Annotated in this window: 17 protein-coding genes; 7 read left to right on the plus strand and 10 right to left on the minus strand. The window is 65.5% G+C overall.

All coding sequences use genetic code 11. From position 1 onward, the window contains the following. The 8 genes from EFAMC1_RS02960 to nadA form a co-directional block, all read right to left on the minus strand. On the minus strand, nucleotides 1-915 hold a 915-nt coding region (locus tag EFAMC1_RS02960; RefSeq protein WP_315984863.1), incomplete at its 3' end, for a PTS transporter subunit IIC. Between the two features lies 1 nt (nucleotide 916). Then, nucleotides 917-1,216 (minus strand): PTS sugar transporter subunit IIB, encoded by a 300-nt coding sequence (locus tag EFAMC1_RS02965; RefSeq protein ID WP_154052847.1) that lies wholly within the window; start codon nucleotides 1,214-1,216, stop codon nucleotides 917-919. Between the two features lie 56 nt (nucleotides 1,217-1,272). Further along, nucleotides 1,273-1,707, minus strand: a complete 435-nt coding sequence (locus tag EFAMC1_RS02970) for a PTS sugar transporter subunit IIA (RefSeq protein ID WP_154052848.1) — start codon at nucleotides 1,705-1,707, stop codon at nucleotides 1,273-1,275. Between the two features lie 38 nt (nucleotides 1,708-1,745). Continuing rightward, on the minus strand, nucleotides 1,746-3,701 hold the full coding sequence (locus EFAMC1_RS02975) for a BglG family transcription antiterminator (RefSeq protein ID WP_154052849.1): 1,956 nt from the start codon (nucleotides 3,699-3,701) through the stop codon (nucleotides 1,746-1,748). A 140-nt stretch (nucleotides 3,702-3,841) separates the two neighbouring features. Further along, on the minus strand, nucleotides 3,842-4,486 hold the full coding sequence (locus EFAMC1_RS02980; protein ID WP_154052850.1) for a transcription repressor NadR: 645 nt from the start codon (nucleotides 4,484-4,486) through the stop codon (nucleotides 3,842-3,844). A gap of 112 nt (nucleotides 4,487-4,598) precedes the next feature. Then, nucleotides 4,599-5,453, minus strand: a complete 855-nt coding sequence (gene nadC, locus EFAMC1_RS02985; protein WP_154052851.1) for a carboxylating nicotinate-nucleotide diphosphorylase — start codon at nucleotides 5,451-5,453, stop codon at nucleotides 4,599-4,601. Further along, complete coding sequence (locus EFAMC1_RS02990) at nucleotides 5,453-6,967, minus strand: L-aspartate oxidase (protein WP_154052852.1); 1,515 nt, start codon at nucleotides 6,965-6,967, stop codon at nucleotides 5,453-5,455. Before EFAMC1_RS02990 ends, nadC begins: the two co-directional genes overlap by 1 nt. Nucleotides 6,968-7,315: 348 nt before the next feature. Then, nucleotides 7,316-8,317 carry a quinolinate synthase NadA gene (gene nadA, locus EFAMC1_RS02995; RefSeq protein WP_222838622.1) on the minus strand — a complete coding sequence of 334 codons (1,002 nt, stop codon included), beginning with the start codon at nucleotides 8,315-8,317 and terminating at the stop codon, nucleotides 7,316-7,318. 333 nt (nucleotides 8,318-8,650) lie between these two features. On the opposite strand from nadA, the gene EFAMC1_RS03000 reads away from it, so the two are divergent. The 3 genes from EFAMC1_RS03000 to EFAMC1_RS03010 are packed head-to-tail and all read left to right on the plus strand — an operon-like array spanning nucleotide 8,651 to nucleotide 10,021. Then, nucleotides 8,651-9,157 (plus strand): flavin reductase family protein, encoded by a 507-nt coding sequence (locus EFAMC1_RS03000; RefSeq protein ID WP_154052853.1) that lies wholly within the window; start codon nucleotides 8,651-8,653, stop codon nucleotides 9,155-9,157. A 50-nt stretch (nucleotides 9,158-9,207) separates the two neighbouring features. Further along, a complete protein-coding gene (locus tag EFAMC1_RS03005) occupies nucleotides 9,208-9,441 on the plus strand; it encodes a hypothetical protein (RefSeq protein ID WP_154052854.1) in 234 nt (77 codons plus the stop codon). Nucleotide 9,442: 1 nt separating this feature from the next. Further along, nucleotides 9,443-10,021 (plus strand): methylated-DNA--[protein]-cysteine S-methyltransferase, encoded by a 579-nt coding sequence (locus EFAMC1_RS03010; protein ID WP_222838623.1) that lies wholly within the window; start codon nucleotides 9,443-9,445, stop codon nucleotides 10,019-10,021. 64 nt (nucleotides 10,022-10,085) lie between these two features. On the opposite strand, the gene EFAMC1_RS03015 is transcribed toward EFAMC1_RS03010, so the two are convergent. After that, on the minus strand, nucleotides 10,086-11,096 hold the full coding sequence (locus EFAMC1_RS03015) for a DUF188 domain-containing protein (protein ID WP_154052855.1): 1,011 nt from the start codon (nucleotides 11,094-11,096) through the stop codon (nucleotides 10,086-10,088). A gap of 114 nt (nucleotides 11,097-11,210) precedes the next feature. Between EFAMC1_RS03015 and crcB the strand changes: the two genes are divergently transcribed. From crcB to msrA, 4 genes are all read left to right on the plus strand, one after another. After that, nucleotides 11,211-11,600 carry a fluoride efflux transporter CrcB gene (crcB, locus tag EFAMC1_RS03020; protein ID WP_154052856.1) on the plus strand — a complete coding sequence of 130 codons (390 nt, stop codon included), beginning with the start codon at nucleotides 11,211-11,213 and terminating at the stop codon, nucleotides 11,598-11,600. 371 nt (nucleotides 11,601-11,971) lie between these two features. Next, nucleotides 11,972-13,108 (plus strand): CobW family GTP-binding protein, encoded by a 1,137-nt coding sequence (locus EFAMC1_RS03025; RefSeq protein WP_154052857.1) that lies wholly within the window; start codon nucleotides 11,972-11,974, stop codon nucleotides 13,106-13,108. Nucleotides 13,109-13,210: 102 nt separating this feature from the next. After that, nucleotides 13,211-13,993 carry a YdcF family protein gene (locus EFAMC1_RS03030; protein WP_154052858.1) on the plus strand — a complete coding sequence of 261 codons (783 nt, stop codon included), beginning with the start codon at nucleotides 13,211-13,213 and terminating at the stop codon, nucleotides 13,991-13,993. A gap of 49 nt (nucleotides 13,994-14,042) precedes the next feature. Beyond that, complete coding sequence (gene msrA / locus EFAMC1_RS03035; protein ID WP_222838624.1) at nucleotides 14,043-14,651, plus strand: peptide-methionine (S)-S-oxide reductase MsrA; 609 nt, start codon at nucleotides 14,043-14,045, stop codon at nucleotides 14,649-14,651. Nucleotides 14,652-14,663: 12 nt separating this feature from the next. On the opposite strand, the gene EFAMC1_RS03040 is transcribed toward msrA, so the two are convergent. Then, the gene (locus EFAMC1_RS03040; protein WP_187324526.1) at nucleotides 14,664-15,218 is read right to left on the minus strand and encodes a pyridoxamine 5'-phosphate oxidase family protein; all 555 of its coding nucleotides are present in this window, start codon (nucleotides 15,216-15,218) and stop codon (nucleotides 14,664-14,666) included. Nucleotides 15,219-15,334 lie beyond the last annotated feature (116 nt).

Consider the following 15,334-nt stretch of genomic DNA (forward strand, 5'->3'; position numbering starts at 1 on the left):
GAGGGCCGGAATGGCATCGGGGACAACCTTGTCAGCAATTCCCTTGAAGGCGGGGACGATCTCAGAAATGAGCATACGAACGCCCTGGAGCATCACCGTGATGCCGACGCCGAAGTAAATGGCGTGCGTAAAGATGAAGGTGAAGGCACCGGTCTTAAGGTCGGCATAGCCCCAGATCTGTGCGGGATCCTTGCCGTTTGCCACGAGGATGCCATACATGACGATGTAAGTAATGGCGATGGTGAGCGAACCTGTAATGGAGATCTCGCGAAGGAAGCCGAGCGAATCAGGGATCTTGAGGTCTTCGGTTGACTTGCTCTTGTCACCAAGAGCCTTGCCAAGCAGACCGGAGATTACTGACAGACACGTAGCGGGGTGACCAATGGTGAACGTGTCAGTTCCCGTTACCTGCTTGACAAACGGACGCATGAGGTTAGGCGAGACCACCATGTAAAGTGCGGTGAAGATGGCAGCCAGAATGATGAGTTTGGCACCCGTCAGACCTGCGTCAACGCCTGCGGCAATGAAGACGAACGGGAACCAGTAGAGCATGTGGCCGGTCAAAAAGATGGACTTCCACTTGGTAAGGCGGGCTACAAGGAGGTTGATGGCGAAGGCGACGAGCATGACGATGCCAATCTCTGTTCCGAACTCGGAACTGATGTCTACCGTCTGAGATGGAATCGCCTGGGGCATGACCGCGTTGAAGGCGGCCGAAATACCGTCGATGGAGCTTCCCGTGATGAGGCTGGTGCCAGTGGAGAGAATGAAGAAGCCGATGGCGGTCATTGCGGTGCCACGAACGATATCGGTGAAGGGTTTCTTTTGAAGGATTAGGCCAATGCAGGCAATAAGGGCAATGAAGATGGCGCCCTGGCCAAAGATCTCGTTGATGATGAAGTTGAGGACAGCCATGCTAGGCCTCCTTGTCGGTTACGGATGCGAGGTAGTCGAGTGTTTTCTTCTCGACCTCTGCCTTGTCCATGAAGTTGTTGAACTCGACGACGGGCACTGTGGCGCGATCCTTGATGCGCTCTCCAAGTTCCTTGGAGATGAAGATGACGTCACAGTCGTTTGCACAACAGCTTCCAACGTCACCGCAGAACGCCTCGATGTCGATGCCGTGTGCCTTGGCAATGGCCTCAACGTTCATCCTGAGCATGAGCGACGAGCCACATCCGAATCCGCACACGGTCTGTATCTTTGGCTTCTTCATGATTGCCTTCCCTTCCGTCCGTTTGACTGTGGGCGATAGAGCACCGCCCGACCTTCCTATGCCTGAAGCAGGGACGAGAGTTCTTCCGGGCTTCTGCAGGCCACCATCCTCTCGACGATGCCAGGTTCCATGAGGCGCCCGGCTATCGACTGGAGCCGTGCTATATGTGAGGTGGAATCTGTGCAGGCGAGGCACATTACCACCGAGACGGGGTCGTTCTTGCAATGGAATTCGACGGGCTCTGCAAGCGTTGCAAGTGAGAGATCGCTGTGAAGAACCTCTGGGCATGGGGCTGAGTGAGCAAGTGCAAGGCCTTGCATGATGACGATGTAGGGACCAAGCTTGTGGACGCTCTCGACCATCTTGTCAACGTATGCGGGCTCAATCGACTTATGGGCTACGAGCGGGCGCGCCGCAAGCCTGATGGCGTTCTCCCAATCGGTCGCATGTTGCATGAGCTGTATATTCTTCGGTGCTATGCCCTCGCTCATTTAAGGTCCTCCATTTTTTGTGTAAGCGCTGCCCTTAGCTAGTCGTGCATGTGCCAGATGACGCCGGGTTCGAGGCCTGGATCTCTCAGGCGTGCGCGATTCTCTTGCCGGTCGAAGATCGATGCGAGATAGAGCAAGTCGCTCCTCTCCTTGTCCCGGATTCCCAAGACGACGATCGTTCGATTGCTTTTTTGATTGAGCAATCCAAAGGGAATGGGGCTTCTCAGGGCGAGAACAGCGGCACAATCACGCCAAATGCCGTCATCGATTCCCGCGTGTACGTAAGCGGTCTCTGGCGTGAGCACCATGTACGTTCCAAAGTCGGTGACCGCGTTGACCATTGCCTCGACATATCGCGGCTCAAGAAATCCCTTCTCAACAAGAGGCCTGGCTGCGAGCCGGATGGCATCTTGCCAACTGGGGCATGTATCGATGACCATAATGTCTTCGAGGCAGACGTAATCGCTGACGTTATGAATGTCTCGACTTGAGGCTCCCGTTGCGGAGTAGAGGCTTAGGAAGTGCGAGCATAGTTTGGAGTAGGACGACTGATAGAGCGAGTCTTTGATGTGGTCTATGTCTCGCTGTCCAAGCATGGGGTTTACCACGAGCACTGGCGCCTGGGCGTTTGGTATCGCGACGGTCGATATGACAAGGTCGACGACATGGCTTGCAAGGTATGCCGTCGCCTCGGAGACGGGAACGGGGCCCATCAGCGTGCAGTCTGGGAGCATGCGAGCGATACGGGCCTTAAGGATGGTGCTCGTGGCAACGCCAAACGAGCAGGCAAGTAAGATCTTGAGCGTCGTGGCATGCTGTTCGCTCGTCTCGAAGATCGAGGCAAGATACATGGCGATATAGGCAACCTCACCATCAGAGAAAGATAGGTTGAAGCGAGGCCCTATTTCAGCCATCTGCTGGCGGGTGAACTCGTAGAGAAGAGGAACGGATACGCGAATCTGCTGGGCATGGTCATTTCCGATTTGGATGCTGTTTCTTGCACGATGTATGGCTGCTCGCAGGTGAGCGGTCAGCGAGTCAACGAGGTGCTGCGTCGAAACCGTGTCGATGTCATGCATCTTGCGAAGGGCTTTGATGAGCTCGTGAGACATCTCCTGGGCTTCATCATCGATTTGTTTGGTTGTTGCCGGAGCGTCCCCGTCCCATCCCATGCGCTGGGAGAGCAAGACCGAGCTTGCCCAGGTGCGCTCGGGAGGGAAGGGAATATCGTCGGACAGGAAGGTTGCCAACTCGATTGCATCGGCGCTCGCACTGCCATTGTCTAGCTCGCTCTCCTCAAGTACGTGGCCATCTTCGATGCGCTCGAGCATGTAGGCAAGGGAGAGTACAAGCGCCTGTTTATCTATGAACTGGGCCCCAAAGTGGCTCTCGACCTTTGCAGCGAGTCTGGCTGCCTCTGGCTCGTGACGGGTGAAGCCAGGCGTCCGGGCCAGTGTTTGATGTGTCACGTCGGGAGACGGATTTGAGATGACGAACTGAAGAAAACAGTGCCGGAATGCAAGCTCCGATCCGGAAAGGGAAAGGCCTGTACCCTGCATCTTCTCGACACCGAGACGCTCGTTATGGAGCGCGCGCTCAATTTGGGGGAAGAGAGAGACGACCGTTTGCCGACTGACCAGGCAAGCGTCCGCAATCTCTTGGTAGGTGCAGACCTCATTGAGGAGCAGCGTCGCAATGGCAACGGAGATGCGCTGCTCGGGAGTGAGGCTTATGCTCAGAAGGCCGGAGACTTCTTGTCTGAGGGCTTGTTTGCGCTCGGCTGGACCAACCAGACGTATGCCTTGGCCTTGCCTGCGCTCGATGTGCAGCCCGCTTGCACTGACATGGCTCTCGATGTGGTGAAGGTCGTTTCTGACCGATCTTTCCCCGACGTTCTCGATGGCAGCAATGGTGGCAACTTGGGCATAGGTGCTCTCTCCCTGTTTGAGCAGATAGAGCAGAATGTCGCGCTGTCGTTGAGTCAGGATTGCCAAGGCGTCCACCTCCTTGGCAAAAACAGTAGCAGCGGGGGCAAATGCAACGCAATGAAAGGCTTTTACCTACCGCTGGCAATAATATGACGAGCAGGTTGCTCGCCCATTACGCATGTGAATACAGAGGATTGCCGCTGCAGCTATATGGCCTTGTTGCCCGGGCCCATGCTCTCCCGCTCGTGGGGGAGGAAGGGGGCGAGGTAGCCCTTGGCGGCGAGGGCGCGCTCGATGCGGTCGAGGGTTGCCTCCGAGTCGGCGGCGATGGTGTGGTAGTGGTAACCGCTCGTGACGGTGAGCAGAGGCGAGCTCTTGCCGCTCTCGATGTCGTCGAGGAAGCGCAGGGCGTCGCCGCGCGTGAGGATGTCGAGCTTGGCCGAGAGCCGGCCGTAGACGCGGTGGCTCACGGAGACGTCGAGCACCTGCCCGTCGTTCTCGAGAATCGTGAAGAGCTCGTCGGCGGTCTGGGCCACGGTGTGGCGCACCTTGACGACACGGGAGTGGCGGGTGGCTTGGGGACTCGCGGCAGCATGCTCTGCCTGCGGTTTATTGGATGTCGGAGAGGGCTGGGCCGCGGCAGCCACCTTCGCCGCGGCCGCCGCGCCCATGAGCACGTAGCCGCGCGCGGTCGCCATGATGTCGTGGCCCTCGGCGCGCAGGAGCGCCACGTCCTGCACGACCACCTGACGGCTCACGCCGAGTACCTTCGCGAGCGAACCGCCCGACAGCGGTCGAGCGGAGCCGCGAAGCTGCTCGAGCATGGCCCCCCTGCGCTCCTGCGCCTTCATGTCCCCTCCTCGTCCGCGAATTCGCCTGCGTGCCTAACGTCTGTCGTGGGCTGCTGCCCGTTCTCCCAGTCCCGGCACCGCCCGTCAGGGATGGCAGCGTCAGGCAGCCTCGCTAGTCCAAAAGCCTCAGGTGCTTCATTGACAGGTCGAGGATCCCGGCCGAGTGGGTGAGCGCCCCGCTCGACACGTAGTCGACGCGCAGGTCGCGGATCGCGGCCGCCTTGGCCTCGTCCACGTTGCCCGAGACCTCGGTCTCGGCCCGCCCCGCGATGAGCGCCACGGCCTCGGCCATCACGTCGTGCTCCATGTTGTCGAGCATGATGATGTCGGCCCCTGCCTCGACGGCCTCGCGCACCTCGTCGAGCGTCTCGCACTCCACCTCGACCTTGCGCACGAACGGCATGTGGGCGCGCGCCGCCGCCACGGCCGCCGTGATGGAGCCGGCAGCGTCGATGTGGTTGTCCTTGAGCATCACGCCGTCCGACAGGTTGTAGCGGTGGTTGGTGCCGCCGCCCACGCGCACGGCCTCCTTCTCGAAGACGCGCATGTTGGGTGTGGTCTTGCGCGTGTCCACGAGCGTGGTGCCTGTGCCCTCGAGCAGGGCCGCCATGCGGTGCGTCTCGGTGGCGATGCCGCTCATGCGCTGCAGGTAGTTGAGGGCCACGCGCTCGCCGGAGAGGAGTACCCGGGCGTCAGCGTAGACCTCGGCGAGGTGGTCGCCGGGCTTGACGGCCGTACCCTCGGCCACGTGGCGCTCCACGCGGGCCGTGGCATCGAGCAACTGGAACGTGCACTCGAACACGTCGAGCCCGCAGATGATGCCGGCCTGCTTGGCGATGAGCTGCACGGTCGCCGCGTGTGCCTCAGGCATGACGGCCGCCGTGGAGACGTCTTCGCTCGTGATGTCCTCGCGCAGCGCCTGCTCGATGAGCGGCTCGGCGACGAGCCTGAGCGTGATGGGGTCCATTACGCCCTCCTCTCCGTGAAGCCGCCTCGGGCAGCCTCGATTGCCTCCGCCCCGCGCTCGGCCTCCTCGCAGGACTTGGTGCTTGCGGGGTCGGTCGCGCTCGTGCCGGGGGCGGGCTCGCCCTCGCCCGAGAGCTCGGCGGACACGAGGCCCTCCGGCACCTCCCGCGTCATGGACGCGTCGACGTCGGGTGCCTCGAGACCCTCCCTCGCCGCGATGTCACGGGCCGCACGCTGCGCAAAGACAAGCCCCTCAAGCAGGGAGTTCGATGCCAGGCGATTGCGCCCGTGCACACCGTTGCAGCTCGTCTCGCCCACGGCGTAGAGCCCGGGCAGGCTCGTCTCGGAGTTTTCGGTCGCCACCCAGACGCCGCCCATGAAGTAGTGCTGCGTGGGCACGATGGGCACGGGCTCGCACAGGATGTCGTAGCCCTCCTCGAGGCAGCGGTCGTAGATGTGGGCAAAGTGCGTGCGCACCACCCCGGGGTCGACGCGCTCGAAGCTGAGCCACTCGTGGTCGGTCCCGTCCTTCTCCATCTGCGCCTTGATGGCGTTTGCCACCACGTCGCGCGGGAGCAGCTCGTCGACGAAGCGGTTGCCTGACTTGTCGAGCAGGATGGCACCCTCGCCGCGGCAGCTCTCGGAGATGAGGAAGGTGCGGCCGGGCCTCTTGCTGTAGAGGCCCGTGGGGTGAATCTGCACGTAGTCCATGTGCTCGAGGCGAATGCCGTGCTCGCGGGCGATGCGGCAGGCGTCGCCGGTGAGGCAGCGGTAGTTGGTGGAGCGCTCGTAGGTGCCGCCGATGCCGCCCGTGGCCCAGATGGTGTAGGGTGCGCGAATCTCGAACGCGGGGCCAAGGGCCTCGACGGGGCTCTCGGGCTCCGCGGGGTCGGTCGGGCGGGTGCGGCGGCAGACAAGGCCCGCGCAGCGGTGCTGCTCGCCGGCAGCCGGGGCTGCGCCCCCGGTCGTCGCGTCCTCGTCGGCGGGCTCCTCGATGATGTCGGTCATCTCGACGTTCTCGAGGATCTGGACGTTGGGCAGCTCGCGCACACGGTCAAGCAGGGTGGTCGTGATCTCCTTGCCGGTGATGTCGGCGTGGAAGCAGATGCGCGGCCGGCTGTGCGCGCCCTCGCGCGTGTAGGCCAGCTCGCCGTCGGGCCCGCGCTCGAAGTCGACGCCGAGGCGCACGAGGTCGTTGATGACCGAGCGGCTCGAGCGCACCATCACGTCCACCGAGCTGCGGCGATTCTCCCAGTGGCCGGCGCGCATGGTGTCGCGGAAGTAGGGGCGGTAGTCGTGCGGGTCGTGCATGACGCAGATGCCGCCCTGGGCGAGCATGGAGTCGCACTGGTCGAGCGAGGCCTTGGAGAGCAGGACGGTGTGCAGGTGGCGCGGCAGGTTGAGCGCGGCGTAGAGGCCGCCCACGCCACAGCCCACGATGACGACGTCGCAGGTCAGGTCGTTGTTGGCGGCTTGGCCGGCGCGTGGCTCCGGGTTGGTTTCTGGGGTGCTCATAGTTGCTCCTTGCGGCGTGCGGGCTGTTTTAGGGCCGTTTTTGACGGTTGCGTGCGGATTGACTCGGTGGCTGAGCCCGAAACTATCGAGTTTGCTGCAGTTCAAGGCGACTTGGTCGAGTAGCCGCTCGACCCGCATCCCATCTACCTCGGGTTTTGGAAGCGCTTGGAGCCTGTCTACTCAGGCGGGCCCGATTGAACTGCAGCAAACTCGATAGCTTTGCTCTGCCGACCGGGAAAAGGGGCAAAGGAGGGTGCGTCGGTCGCCGGAGAGAGGCGCGTTGACCGAAGAGAGGATGCGGGTCGCCGATGGCATCGGTCGTACGCGACGCTTGCCGATGCCTGCAGCCTACCGTGCGGCGTACTCGAGCATTCGCTCGAGGGGCAGCTTCGCCTCCGGCGCCAGCTCGCCGGGGACCTCCACCTCGTGGCCGGTGGGGTCGCTCAGGCACGCGAGCAGCTTGGGCAGTGTCACCATGGCCATGTTCACGCAGGTAGGCGTGGTGGCGGGGAAGTAGAACGTGGCATCCGGGCGCAGACGCCGCAGCTCGGCCACCACACCTACCACGGTAAGCACGATGAACTCGGAGAACTCGGGGTGCGAGGCGGCAAACTCGATGATGCCCTTGGTGGAGCCGATGTAGTCGGCCTCGCCGAGCACCTCCTCCGTGCACTCGGGGTGCGCGAGCACCGGCGCGTCGGGATGTGCGAGCTCGAGGTCCTCCACCTGCGCACGGTCAATCATCATGTGGCGCGGGCAGTAGCCCTTGTTGAGGATGACGTGCTTGTCGGGCAGCTGCTCGGCCACGTAGCGGCCGAGGTTCTGGTCGGGGATGAACAGCAGGTTGCGCTGCGGCAGCTCGCCGCAGATCTTGACAGCGTTGGACGAGGTCACGCAGACGTCGCTCCAGGTCTTGATCCGGGCGGTGGAGTTGACGTAGCACACCACGGCGAGGTCGTCGCCGTACTCGGCGCGCGCAGCGTCGACGTCGGCCTTGCGGACCATGTGCGCCATCGGGCAGTCGGCGGCCGGCTCGGGGAGCAGCACGCGCTTGGTGGGGTTCAGCAGCTTGGCGCTCTCGCCCATGAACTCCACGCCGCAGAGCACGATGGTCTGCTGCGGCAGGTCGACGGCCATGCGCGCCAGGGCGAAGGAGTCGCCCACGTGGTCGGCGACGGCCTGGACCTCGGGCGGCACGTAGTAGTGGGCGAGGATCACGGCGTCCTGCTCGCGCTTGAGGCGCTCGATCTGGGCGCGGACGTCGTCGGGCACGGCGGCGCCGGCTGCGGCGGCCTTAGTCGCAACACAAGCCTGACCTGCGGATTCGCTCAGCGTCTGGGGCATCGTCATGGGACATCTCCCAACGTTGCGCGCCGTTCGGGCAGCGCATCCTGTGAGGCGGCGTCGTGCGCGGCGCGGGCCTCTGGTTGTGGGGCCCTGGCACGCGGGCTGGGTGCGGGGCCTCCGGTCGGGCAGACAGTATGGCACCGTTGACAGCAGGTGACAAGACACCTGTAAACATTGACGCAACGTGAGCCCTCCGCTGGGGGATTTTCCCGTGTCGACCGCCGCCGGTCCCGTGCCCGTTGCGCGATAATGCGGGCATCGCAGGCAGCCGCGCCGCGCTTGGCCGCACGGCTCATACTTGGCCCGCCGCGGGCGGACCGGAATACGGGAGGCACCATGGCATTCAGGGAAGTCGACGTCAACGACCTCGTCATCAACCCGTTCGAGAAGATCGGCAGCGAGTGGGCGCTCGTGACGGCGGGCACCGAGCACCTCTTCAACACGATGACCGTGAGCTGGGGCGGCATGGGCGTCATCTGGGAGAAGAACGTGGTGACCGTCTACATCCGCCCGCAGCGCTACACCAAGCAGTTCGTGGACGCGGCCGACAGGTTCACGCTGTCGTTCTACGGCCCCGAGCACAAGGCGGCGCTTGGCGTGCTGGGCTCCAAGAGCGGTCGAGACACGCCCAAGGTTGCCGAGGTGGGATTCACGCCGATGCCGGTCGACGGCACGATGGCCTTCGAGGAGGCGAGCCTCGTGTTCGTGTGCCGCAAGCTCTACGCCGACGACATCAAGCCAGCCCGCTTCATTGACAAGAGCTGCGACACCGACATGTACCCCGAGCACGACTACCACACCATGTACATCGCCGAGGTCGAGAAGGTGCTCGTGCGCGACTAGGCGACTTGTCCCATAATTGGGCAAGTAAACGCCTTCCTAGGGAGTCTCGCATGCCTGTCCTCGTCGCCGTCGTCGTGCTGTCCGTCCTCGCCTTCGCGCTTTCGGTGGCGCTGAGCGTGGTGGGCGTGGCCGTGGGGCTGGCGCTGGGGCTCATCGGGCTCGTGCTCAAGATGCTGCCCGTCGCGCTCGCCGTGCTGGCGGTGCTGTTCTTCCTCGGCGGCGGGCGCGTCGAGCGCGGCGACGACGGCAGCGTCACCATTCGCTTCCGCCGCAGGGACCGGTAGCGTGAGTAGCGAGGCGCCCGCGACGCTCCATATCTCGCATGTCGAGACGCCGCTTGGTGACGTTGCCATGGCGGCCGAGGCGGGCGCGCTCGTGGCGAGCTCCATCAACGGGCAGCCCGGCTACCGGCGGCTTCTCGAGCGGGGCGTCGAGGCGGCGGGCGACCCCGTGCTCGAGCGTGCCCGTGCGTGGCTTGCCCGCTACTTCGTCGGCGAGCGGCCCGACCCCGCCAAGCTGCCGCTTTGCCCGCACGGTACGACCTTCCAGCACGAGGTCTGGAACCTCATTCGGCAGATTCCCTATGGGCGCGCGAGCAGCTACGGCGAGCTGGCAGACCTCGTCGTGCTCGCGCGCGGGGGCGGGCGGATGGCGGCCCAGGCAATCGGCGGCGCGGTGGGCAGGAACCCCATCGCGATCATCGTCCCGTGCCACCGCGTGCTCGCGGCGAACGGGGCCATCGGCGGTTATGCCGGCGGGCTCGACAAGAAGCTCTGGCTGCTTGCGCACGAGGGCGTGGACGTGAGCGGCATGCGCCTGCCCGAGACCGGCCGTTTCGCGCACGGGCACGACCGTCTCGCGTGACTCGGGGCGGCCGTGCGGGACCCGGCTGCTTCGTCTCGGCGGCCCCCTCTCCGCGCTCCTGCCCCTACTCTCCGCCGCGCAGCAGCCGCGCGAGGTTTCTCGAGAAGTGCCTGCGGTCCTCGACCGTGAACGCCGCCGGACCCCTCGTGCGACCGCCGGCCCGGCGCACCTTCTTCTCCTCGTGGCGAACGAGCAGCTCCATGTCAATGGTCTCGGGCCGAAACACGTGGCCGCGCACACTGATGGCCCTCGCGTCGCGCCCCAGCACCATGCTGGCAAGCCCGATGTCCTGCGTCACCACCACGTCGCCGGCCGAGAGACGCTCGACGATGGCGAAGTCGGCCGAGTCGGCGCCTACCGACACGTCGAGCACGTTGACCCAGAAGCCGCCCCGGGCGTCCTTGGCGCTGCGCGGGTCGCCGTGGCCGATGTGCCGCTCGAGGTTCTGCGTGGTGTTTCCCGCGATCACGACCGGCCAGCCCGCACGCCGGGCGCACTCGAGGGCCTCGCGCGTGACGGGACAGGCATCGGCGTCGATGAAGAGCGTCCGCCTTATCTCGCGAAGAAATACCTGCAGGTCGCGAGCCTTGTCGTCAAGGCGGGGCTCGATGACGTCGTGCTCGGTTCCCATGGGCTCGAGGCCGCATGCCTCGAGGACGGCCCGCGAACGCACGTTGCCTGCCTCGCACGCGCCCCAGATGAGCGTGGCGCCAAGCTCCGTGATCGCCCGGCGCACGAGGGCCTCGGCCGCCTCGGTCGCGTAGCCGTAGCCCCAGAACTGCCGGCCAATCCAGTAGCCAAGCTCGAACTCGTGCCTCGACGCGGCAAGCCTGCTCGTACCCGGGCCCTTGAGCGCGGCCGCCCCCAGCAGCTCACCCGTCCGTCGGTCGATGACGGCGTAGCTCTCGGGGACGCGCAGGACATGGCGGATGACCTCGAGGCTCTCCCGCTCGCTCGCGTGGGGAGCCCAGCCGGCGGCCGGCCCCACCTCGGGGTCGCGGGCCAGCGCGTAGAGCTCGGCCGTGTCGTCATCCTCCCACGGCCGAAGGACGAGCTGGTCAGTCTCGATGGTCATGAGCGGCCTCCTCACCGCGCCTCACGTCGTGCCCGGAACTCTACCACCAAGCTTGTCGGCTCACCAGTCAGCACTATACTTCCGTCGGTTGATTGGCTCGCTTTGGGGGTATCCATGCTCGACGTGCTTGCCGTGTTTGCCGGCGGCGGACTTGGCGCCGTGGTCCGTCACCTGCTGACGCTCGTGCCGTGGAAGACGGTCGGCGCGGTCGAGTTTCCGCTCGGGACACTCGTCACCAACGTGCTCGGCTCGTTCGCGATCGGGCTCATCGTGGGCGCGGTCGCCACGCGGGGCCTGCCGCCGCGCGCCGTGCTGTTCGCCAAGACGGGTGTGTGCGGAGGCTTCACCACGTTCTCGACGTTCGCGCTCGAGAGCCAGGGCCTTATCGACCGCGGCGCCTACGGGCCGGCCGCCGCTTACATGCTGCTGAGCTTTGCCCTCGGGGTGGCGGCCTGCGTTGCGGGCCAGCTGCTCGCCGGGCGCCTGCTGGCGTCAGCGCGCTGAGGCCCGCCAGCACGAAGCGGCACCCCGCGAACAGGATGATGCTCGCGACGTCGCCCGTCTCGATGCCAAAGCGCGCGTAGCCAAACTTGATGGCCGCCGGCGCGCTGCCCCAGAGCAGGCACGATACGCCTGCGAGTAGCGCCACCGCCCAGGTGCGCTCGAGCACGGGCACGGCGGCGCCGCTGCCACTGCCGGTCGGTGTTTTGTGTTCCATGGGAGTCTCGACCCGTCCTGTCGGCCCGCTGGGAACGGTGGGAATATACTCTTCCCGTAATTTGGAATCGGGTGTCGGGTTGCTCGGCACGCGCGGCGGCCGGCATGGCCCGCGCGGCGCCCGGCGCGGCCCGACGCCGACGGAAAGGGGACTCCCCATGGCAAAGAAGCCAACCAAGATCGTCCTGCTTACCGGCTACCTCGGCGCCGGCAAGACCACGCTGCTCAACCACATCCTCGCCAACGACAAGGGTGTGCGCGCCGCCGTGCTCGTGAACGACATCGGCGAGATCAACGTCGACGCGTCGCTCATCGCCAAGGGCGGCCTGTCGCAGGTCGACGGCGAGCTCATCCCCATGACCAACGGCTGCCTCTGCTGCACGCTCTCGGCCGACCTCGAGCGCCAGCTCTCCGACATTGCCACCTCGGGCGACTTCGACTACATCATCATCGAGGCCTCGGGCATCTGCGAGCCCATCCCCATCGCCTACACCATCTCGAGCTTCTGCGACCAGACCAAGTACGACGGCGCCGCCCCGCTCGACCTCGACAACATCGTGGCCGTGGTGGACTGCGCGCGCATGTGGGACGAGTTCAACGGCGGCAAGGACCTGCTGGCCGAGAACATCGACGAGGACGACATCGAGAGCCTGCTCATCCAGCAGCTCGAGTTCTGCACCACGGTGGTGCTCAACAAGTGCGACCGCGTGAGCCGCGAGCAGATCGACGAGGTGCGCGGCATCGTGCGGGCGCTGCAGAAGGACGCCGTCATCGTTGAGGCCGAGCAAGGCAACGTGCCGCTCGACCAGCTGCTCGACACCAACCGCTTCGACTTCGAGAAGGTCTACAACTCGGCGGTGTGGCTCGACGCGATGGAGCACCCCGAGGAGCACGACGACCCGGAGGTGCTGGAGTATGGCATAGAGACGTTCGTGTACGAGCGCAGGAAGCCCTTCGACATCGACGCGTTCAGCGACTTCGTGACCACCTGGCCGCGCGAGATCATCCGCGCGAAGGGCCAGCTCTGGGCCAACCAGGACCCGGACATGTGCTACATGTTCGAGCAGGCCGGCCAGCAGACCACCCTCACCGAGCAGGGCAAGTTCATCGCGAGCGCGCCGGATGGCGTGCGCGAGAAGCTCATCCGCGAGAATCCCGAGGTGCTCGACGACTGGGACGACGTCACGGGCGACCGCGAGACCAAGATCTGCTTCATCGGGCAGCACATGGACAAGGACGCCCTGGTGGCGGGCCTCGACCGCTGCCTCACCGACTGGGACCCCGAGGAGTTCTAGGACCTGACGGGCCACACCGGGCTTGGCCGCGCGGGGCGGGCGATGGCACCCCGTTCCCCGCGGCCGGCCCTTGCCACGACACGAATTGGCTGCTGATCGCATATGTCGAAGACGCTCCCAACACCTCTCGCATGGCTCGTGCTGGCGGTTGGCGTCGCGGCGGTGGCGTACGGGCTTGCCATGGCGGTGCTCTATCCGGCGGGCGGGTTCTTCCTTGTCTGGATAGTCGCGGGCGCGCTGCTTGGCTGGGCGGGCCTCGCGCTGGCCACCCGCTGGGCGTGCGCGGTCGCGGTGCTCGCGGTGGCCGCCGCGCTTGGCCTGGGATGCGCGCTCATCTGGCGAGACGCTGCCGCCACGCCGCCGGACGACCTCGACTACCTCGTGGTCCTTGGCGCCAGCCTCAAGGCCGACGGCTCGCCCAAGGAGACGCTGGCCTATCGTCTCGACGCCGCGGCCGCCTACCTGGACGAGAACCCCGGCACCCGCTGCGTGCTCTCGGGTGGCCAGGGCACAGACGAGCCGCAGACGGAGGCGTCTGCCATGGCGGCGTACCTGCGCAATCGCGGCGTCGACAATGGTCGGCTCGTGTTGGAGGAACGCTCAACCACGACGGCGGAGAACCTGCGCTTCTCGCGCGAGGCCATTGAGGGGGACGCGGCTGCGTGGGGCGCGGCCTCGTGGGATTCGGCCGCCCAGGACGTGACGGTCGGCGTCGTCACCAACGACTTCCACGTCTTCCGGGCGCTTCGCCTGGCCCGGGGCCAGGGATTCGCGCAGGTCTGGGGCGTGGCCGCGCCCACCAATGCACTCTACCTGCCCCAGGCGCTCGCGCGCGAGTGCTTCGCGGTGGCGAAGGACGCGCTCGTGGGTAACCTGTCGCTGTAGGCGACGCCAGGCACCAGAGTCGGCCGTTGGGCGACCAGGGGAGATGGGAATGGACACCAAAAACGAGAGCGACGAGACCAAGGGCCACGAGATCTACCTCGCCAGCGGCTGCTTCTGGGGCGCCGAGGCCTTCGTGAAGAGGCTGCCCGGCATTATATCGTGCGAGGTAGGCTACGCAAACGGCAACGGCAGCGTGCCCAGGCCCACCTACGAGCAGGTCTGCTCAGGCACCACGGGCTGCGCAGAGACCGTGCGCGTGACCTACGACCCCGCGCGCATCTCCCTGCCGCTGCTGCTCGAGGCCTACCTCAGCACCATCGACCCCGCGAGCCTCAACCGCCAGGGCGGCGACCAGGGAATCCAGTACCGCACGGGCGTCTACTGGACTGACCCGGCCGACGAGCCCGTGGTGCGCGCGGCGCTCGACCACGAGGGCGAGAGGCTTGCCGCACGTGGCCGCGGCCCCGTCGTGGTGGAGGCCCGTCCGCTCGCCAACTTCTGGCCGGCGGAGGACTACCACCAGGACTACCTCGACAAGAACCCGCACGGCTACTGCCACGTGGACCTCGGCGGCGCCGAGCGCTTCGTGAGCGCCCACGCGCAGGACTTCTCCCGGCTCGCCGCCGTCCACGAACAGTCGGCCGACGCGCGCGGCTAGGGCCTGCCAGCCCTACCAGACCAGGTGCTGCCGAACGTCATATCCGGCCTTCTTGAGGCTCGAGTCCAGGTAGTCGACTTCCACGGGCGCAACCTTGACGAGGTGCAGCATCTTGGCCAGCTTTGCCACCTTGGCGGCAAGCGCCTCGGTTCCTCCCGTGGGAACGCCCTTCTCCGCGACGGCCTGGTAGAACTCGGGCGAGCTCGGGTCGACGATGGTGGCACGACCCGTGACCTGCGCGCTCTTGAGCGGCGTGAACTTTGCAGTGGGCTCGAACACGGCAACGCTCACGGGTGCCGAGGACGCGCCCACGGCCGGCTCTAGGCCGCGGAACTTGACGCCGCCCTCCGAGAAGATCCAGAGCGCGTCATGGTGGAAGTCGTACTCGAGCGGCGTGCAACGAGGCACGCCGCTCGCACACGTGGCGAGCGCGCACACCTTGTGATCGGCCAGGAATCGCCCAACGGCTGCCCTGAGCTCGCTGCTCTCCATATGCTTGTCGGGCGTCTCCGCTTCGTCACGGCCGGTCCAGTAGCGTGCGGCGCGCTCGAATCCCTCTCGGTCCATGGTCTCTCCCTGCGACGTTCCTGCCAGTCGGCAAGCATGGTAGTCGCTTTTGGCGTCGCACGGGCAATCTACGTGGCGCATCGACTTTTGCGTCTTCGCACTTTTGAGTTGTGAAC

The sequence above is a fragment of the Olsenella uli genome (assembly GCF_901212675.1).
GTDB classification, from domain to species: Bacteria; Actinomycetota; Coriobacteriia; order Coriobacteriales; family Atopobiaceae; genus Parolsenella; species Parolsenella uli_B.

Coding starts and splice junctions, on each gene's coding strand:
- nadC (WP_154052851.1), bottom strand. CDS start 5,453: ATGGACCCCATCACGCTCAGGCTCGTCGCCGAGCCGCTCATCGAGCAG.
- msrA (WP_222838624.1), top strand. CDS start 14,043: ATGGACACCAAAAACGAGAGCGACGAGACCAAGGGCCACGAGATCTAC.
- EFAMC1_RS02980 (WP_154052850.1), bottom strand. CDS start 4,486: ATGAAGGCGCAGGAGCGCAGGGGGGCCATGCTCGAGCAGCTTCGCGGC.
- EFAMC1_RS03005 (WP_154052854.1), top strand. CDS start 9,208: ATGCCTGTCCTCGTCGCCGTCGTCGTGCTGTCCGTCCTCGCCTTCGCG.
- EFAMC1_RS02965 (WP_154052847.1), bottom strand. CDS start 1,216: ATGAAGAAGCCAAAGATACAGACCGTGTGCGGATTCGGATGTGGCTCG.
- crcB (WP_154052856.1), top strand. CDS start 11,211: ATGCTCGACGTGCTTGCCGTGTTTGCCGGCGGCGGACTTGGCGCCGTG.
- EFAMC1_RS03030 (WP_154052858.1), top strand. CDS start 13,211: ATGTCGAAGACGCTCCCAACACCTCTCGCATGGCTCGTGCTGGCGGTT.
- EFAMC1_RS03040 (WP_187324526.1), bottom strand. CDS start 15,218: ATGGACCGAGAGGGATTCGAGCGCGCCGCACGCTACTGGACCGGCCGT.
- EFAMC1_RS02970 (WP_154052848.1), bottom strand. CDS start 1,707: ATGAGCGAGGGCATAGCACCGAAGAATATACAGCTCATGCAACATGCG.
- EFAMC1_RS03025 (WP_154052857.1), top strand. CDS start 11,972: ATGGCAAAGAAGCCAACCAAGATCGTCCTGCTTACCGGCTACCTCGGC.
- EFAMC1_RS03000 (WP_154052853.1), top strand. CDS start 8,651: ATGGCATTCAGGGAAGTCGACGTCAACGACCTCGTCATCAACCCGTTC.
- nadA (WP_222838622.1), bottom strand. CDS start 8,317: ATGACGATGCCCCAGACGCTGAGCGAATCCGCAGGTCAGGCTTGTGTT.
- EFAMC1_RS03015 (WP_154052855.1), bottom strand. CDS start 11,096: ATGACCATCGAGACTGACCAGCTCGTCCTTCGGCCGTGGGAGGATGAC.
- EFAMC1_RS02990 (WP_154052852.1), bottom strand. CDS start 6,967: ATGAGCACCCCAGAAACCAACCCGGAGCCACGCGCCGGCCAAGCCGCC.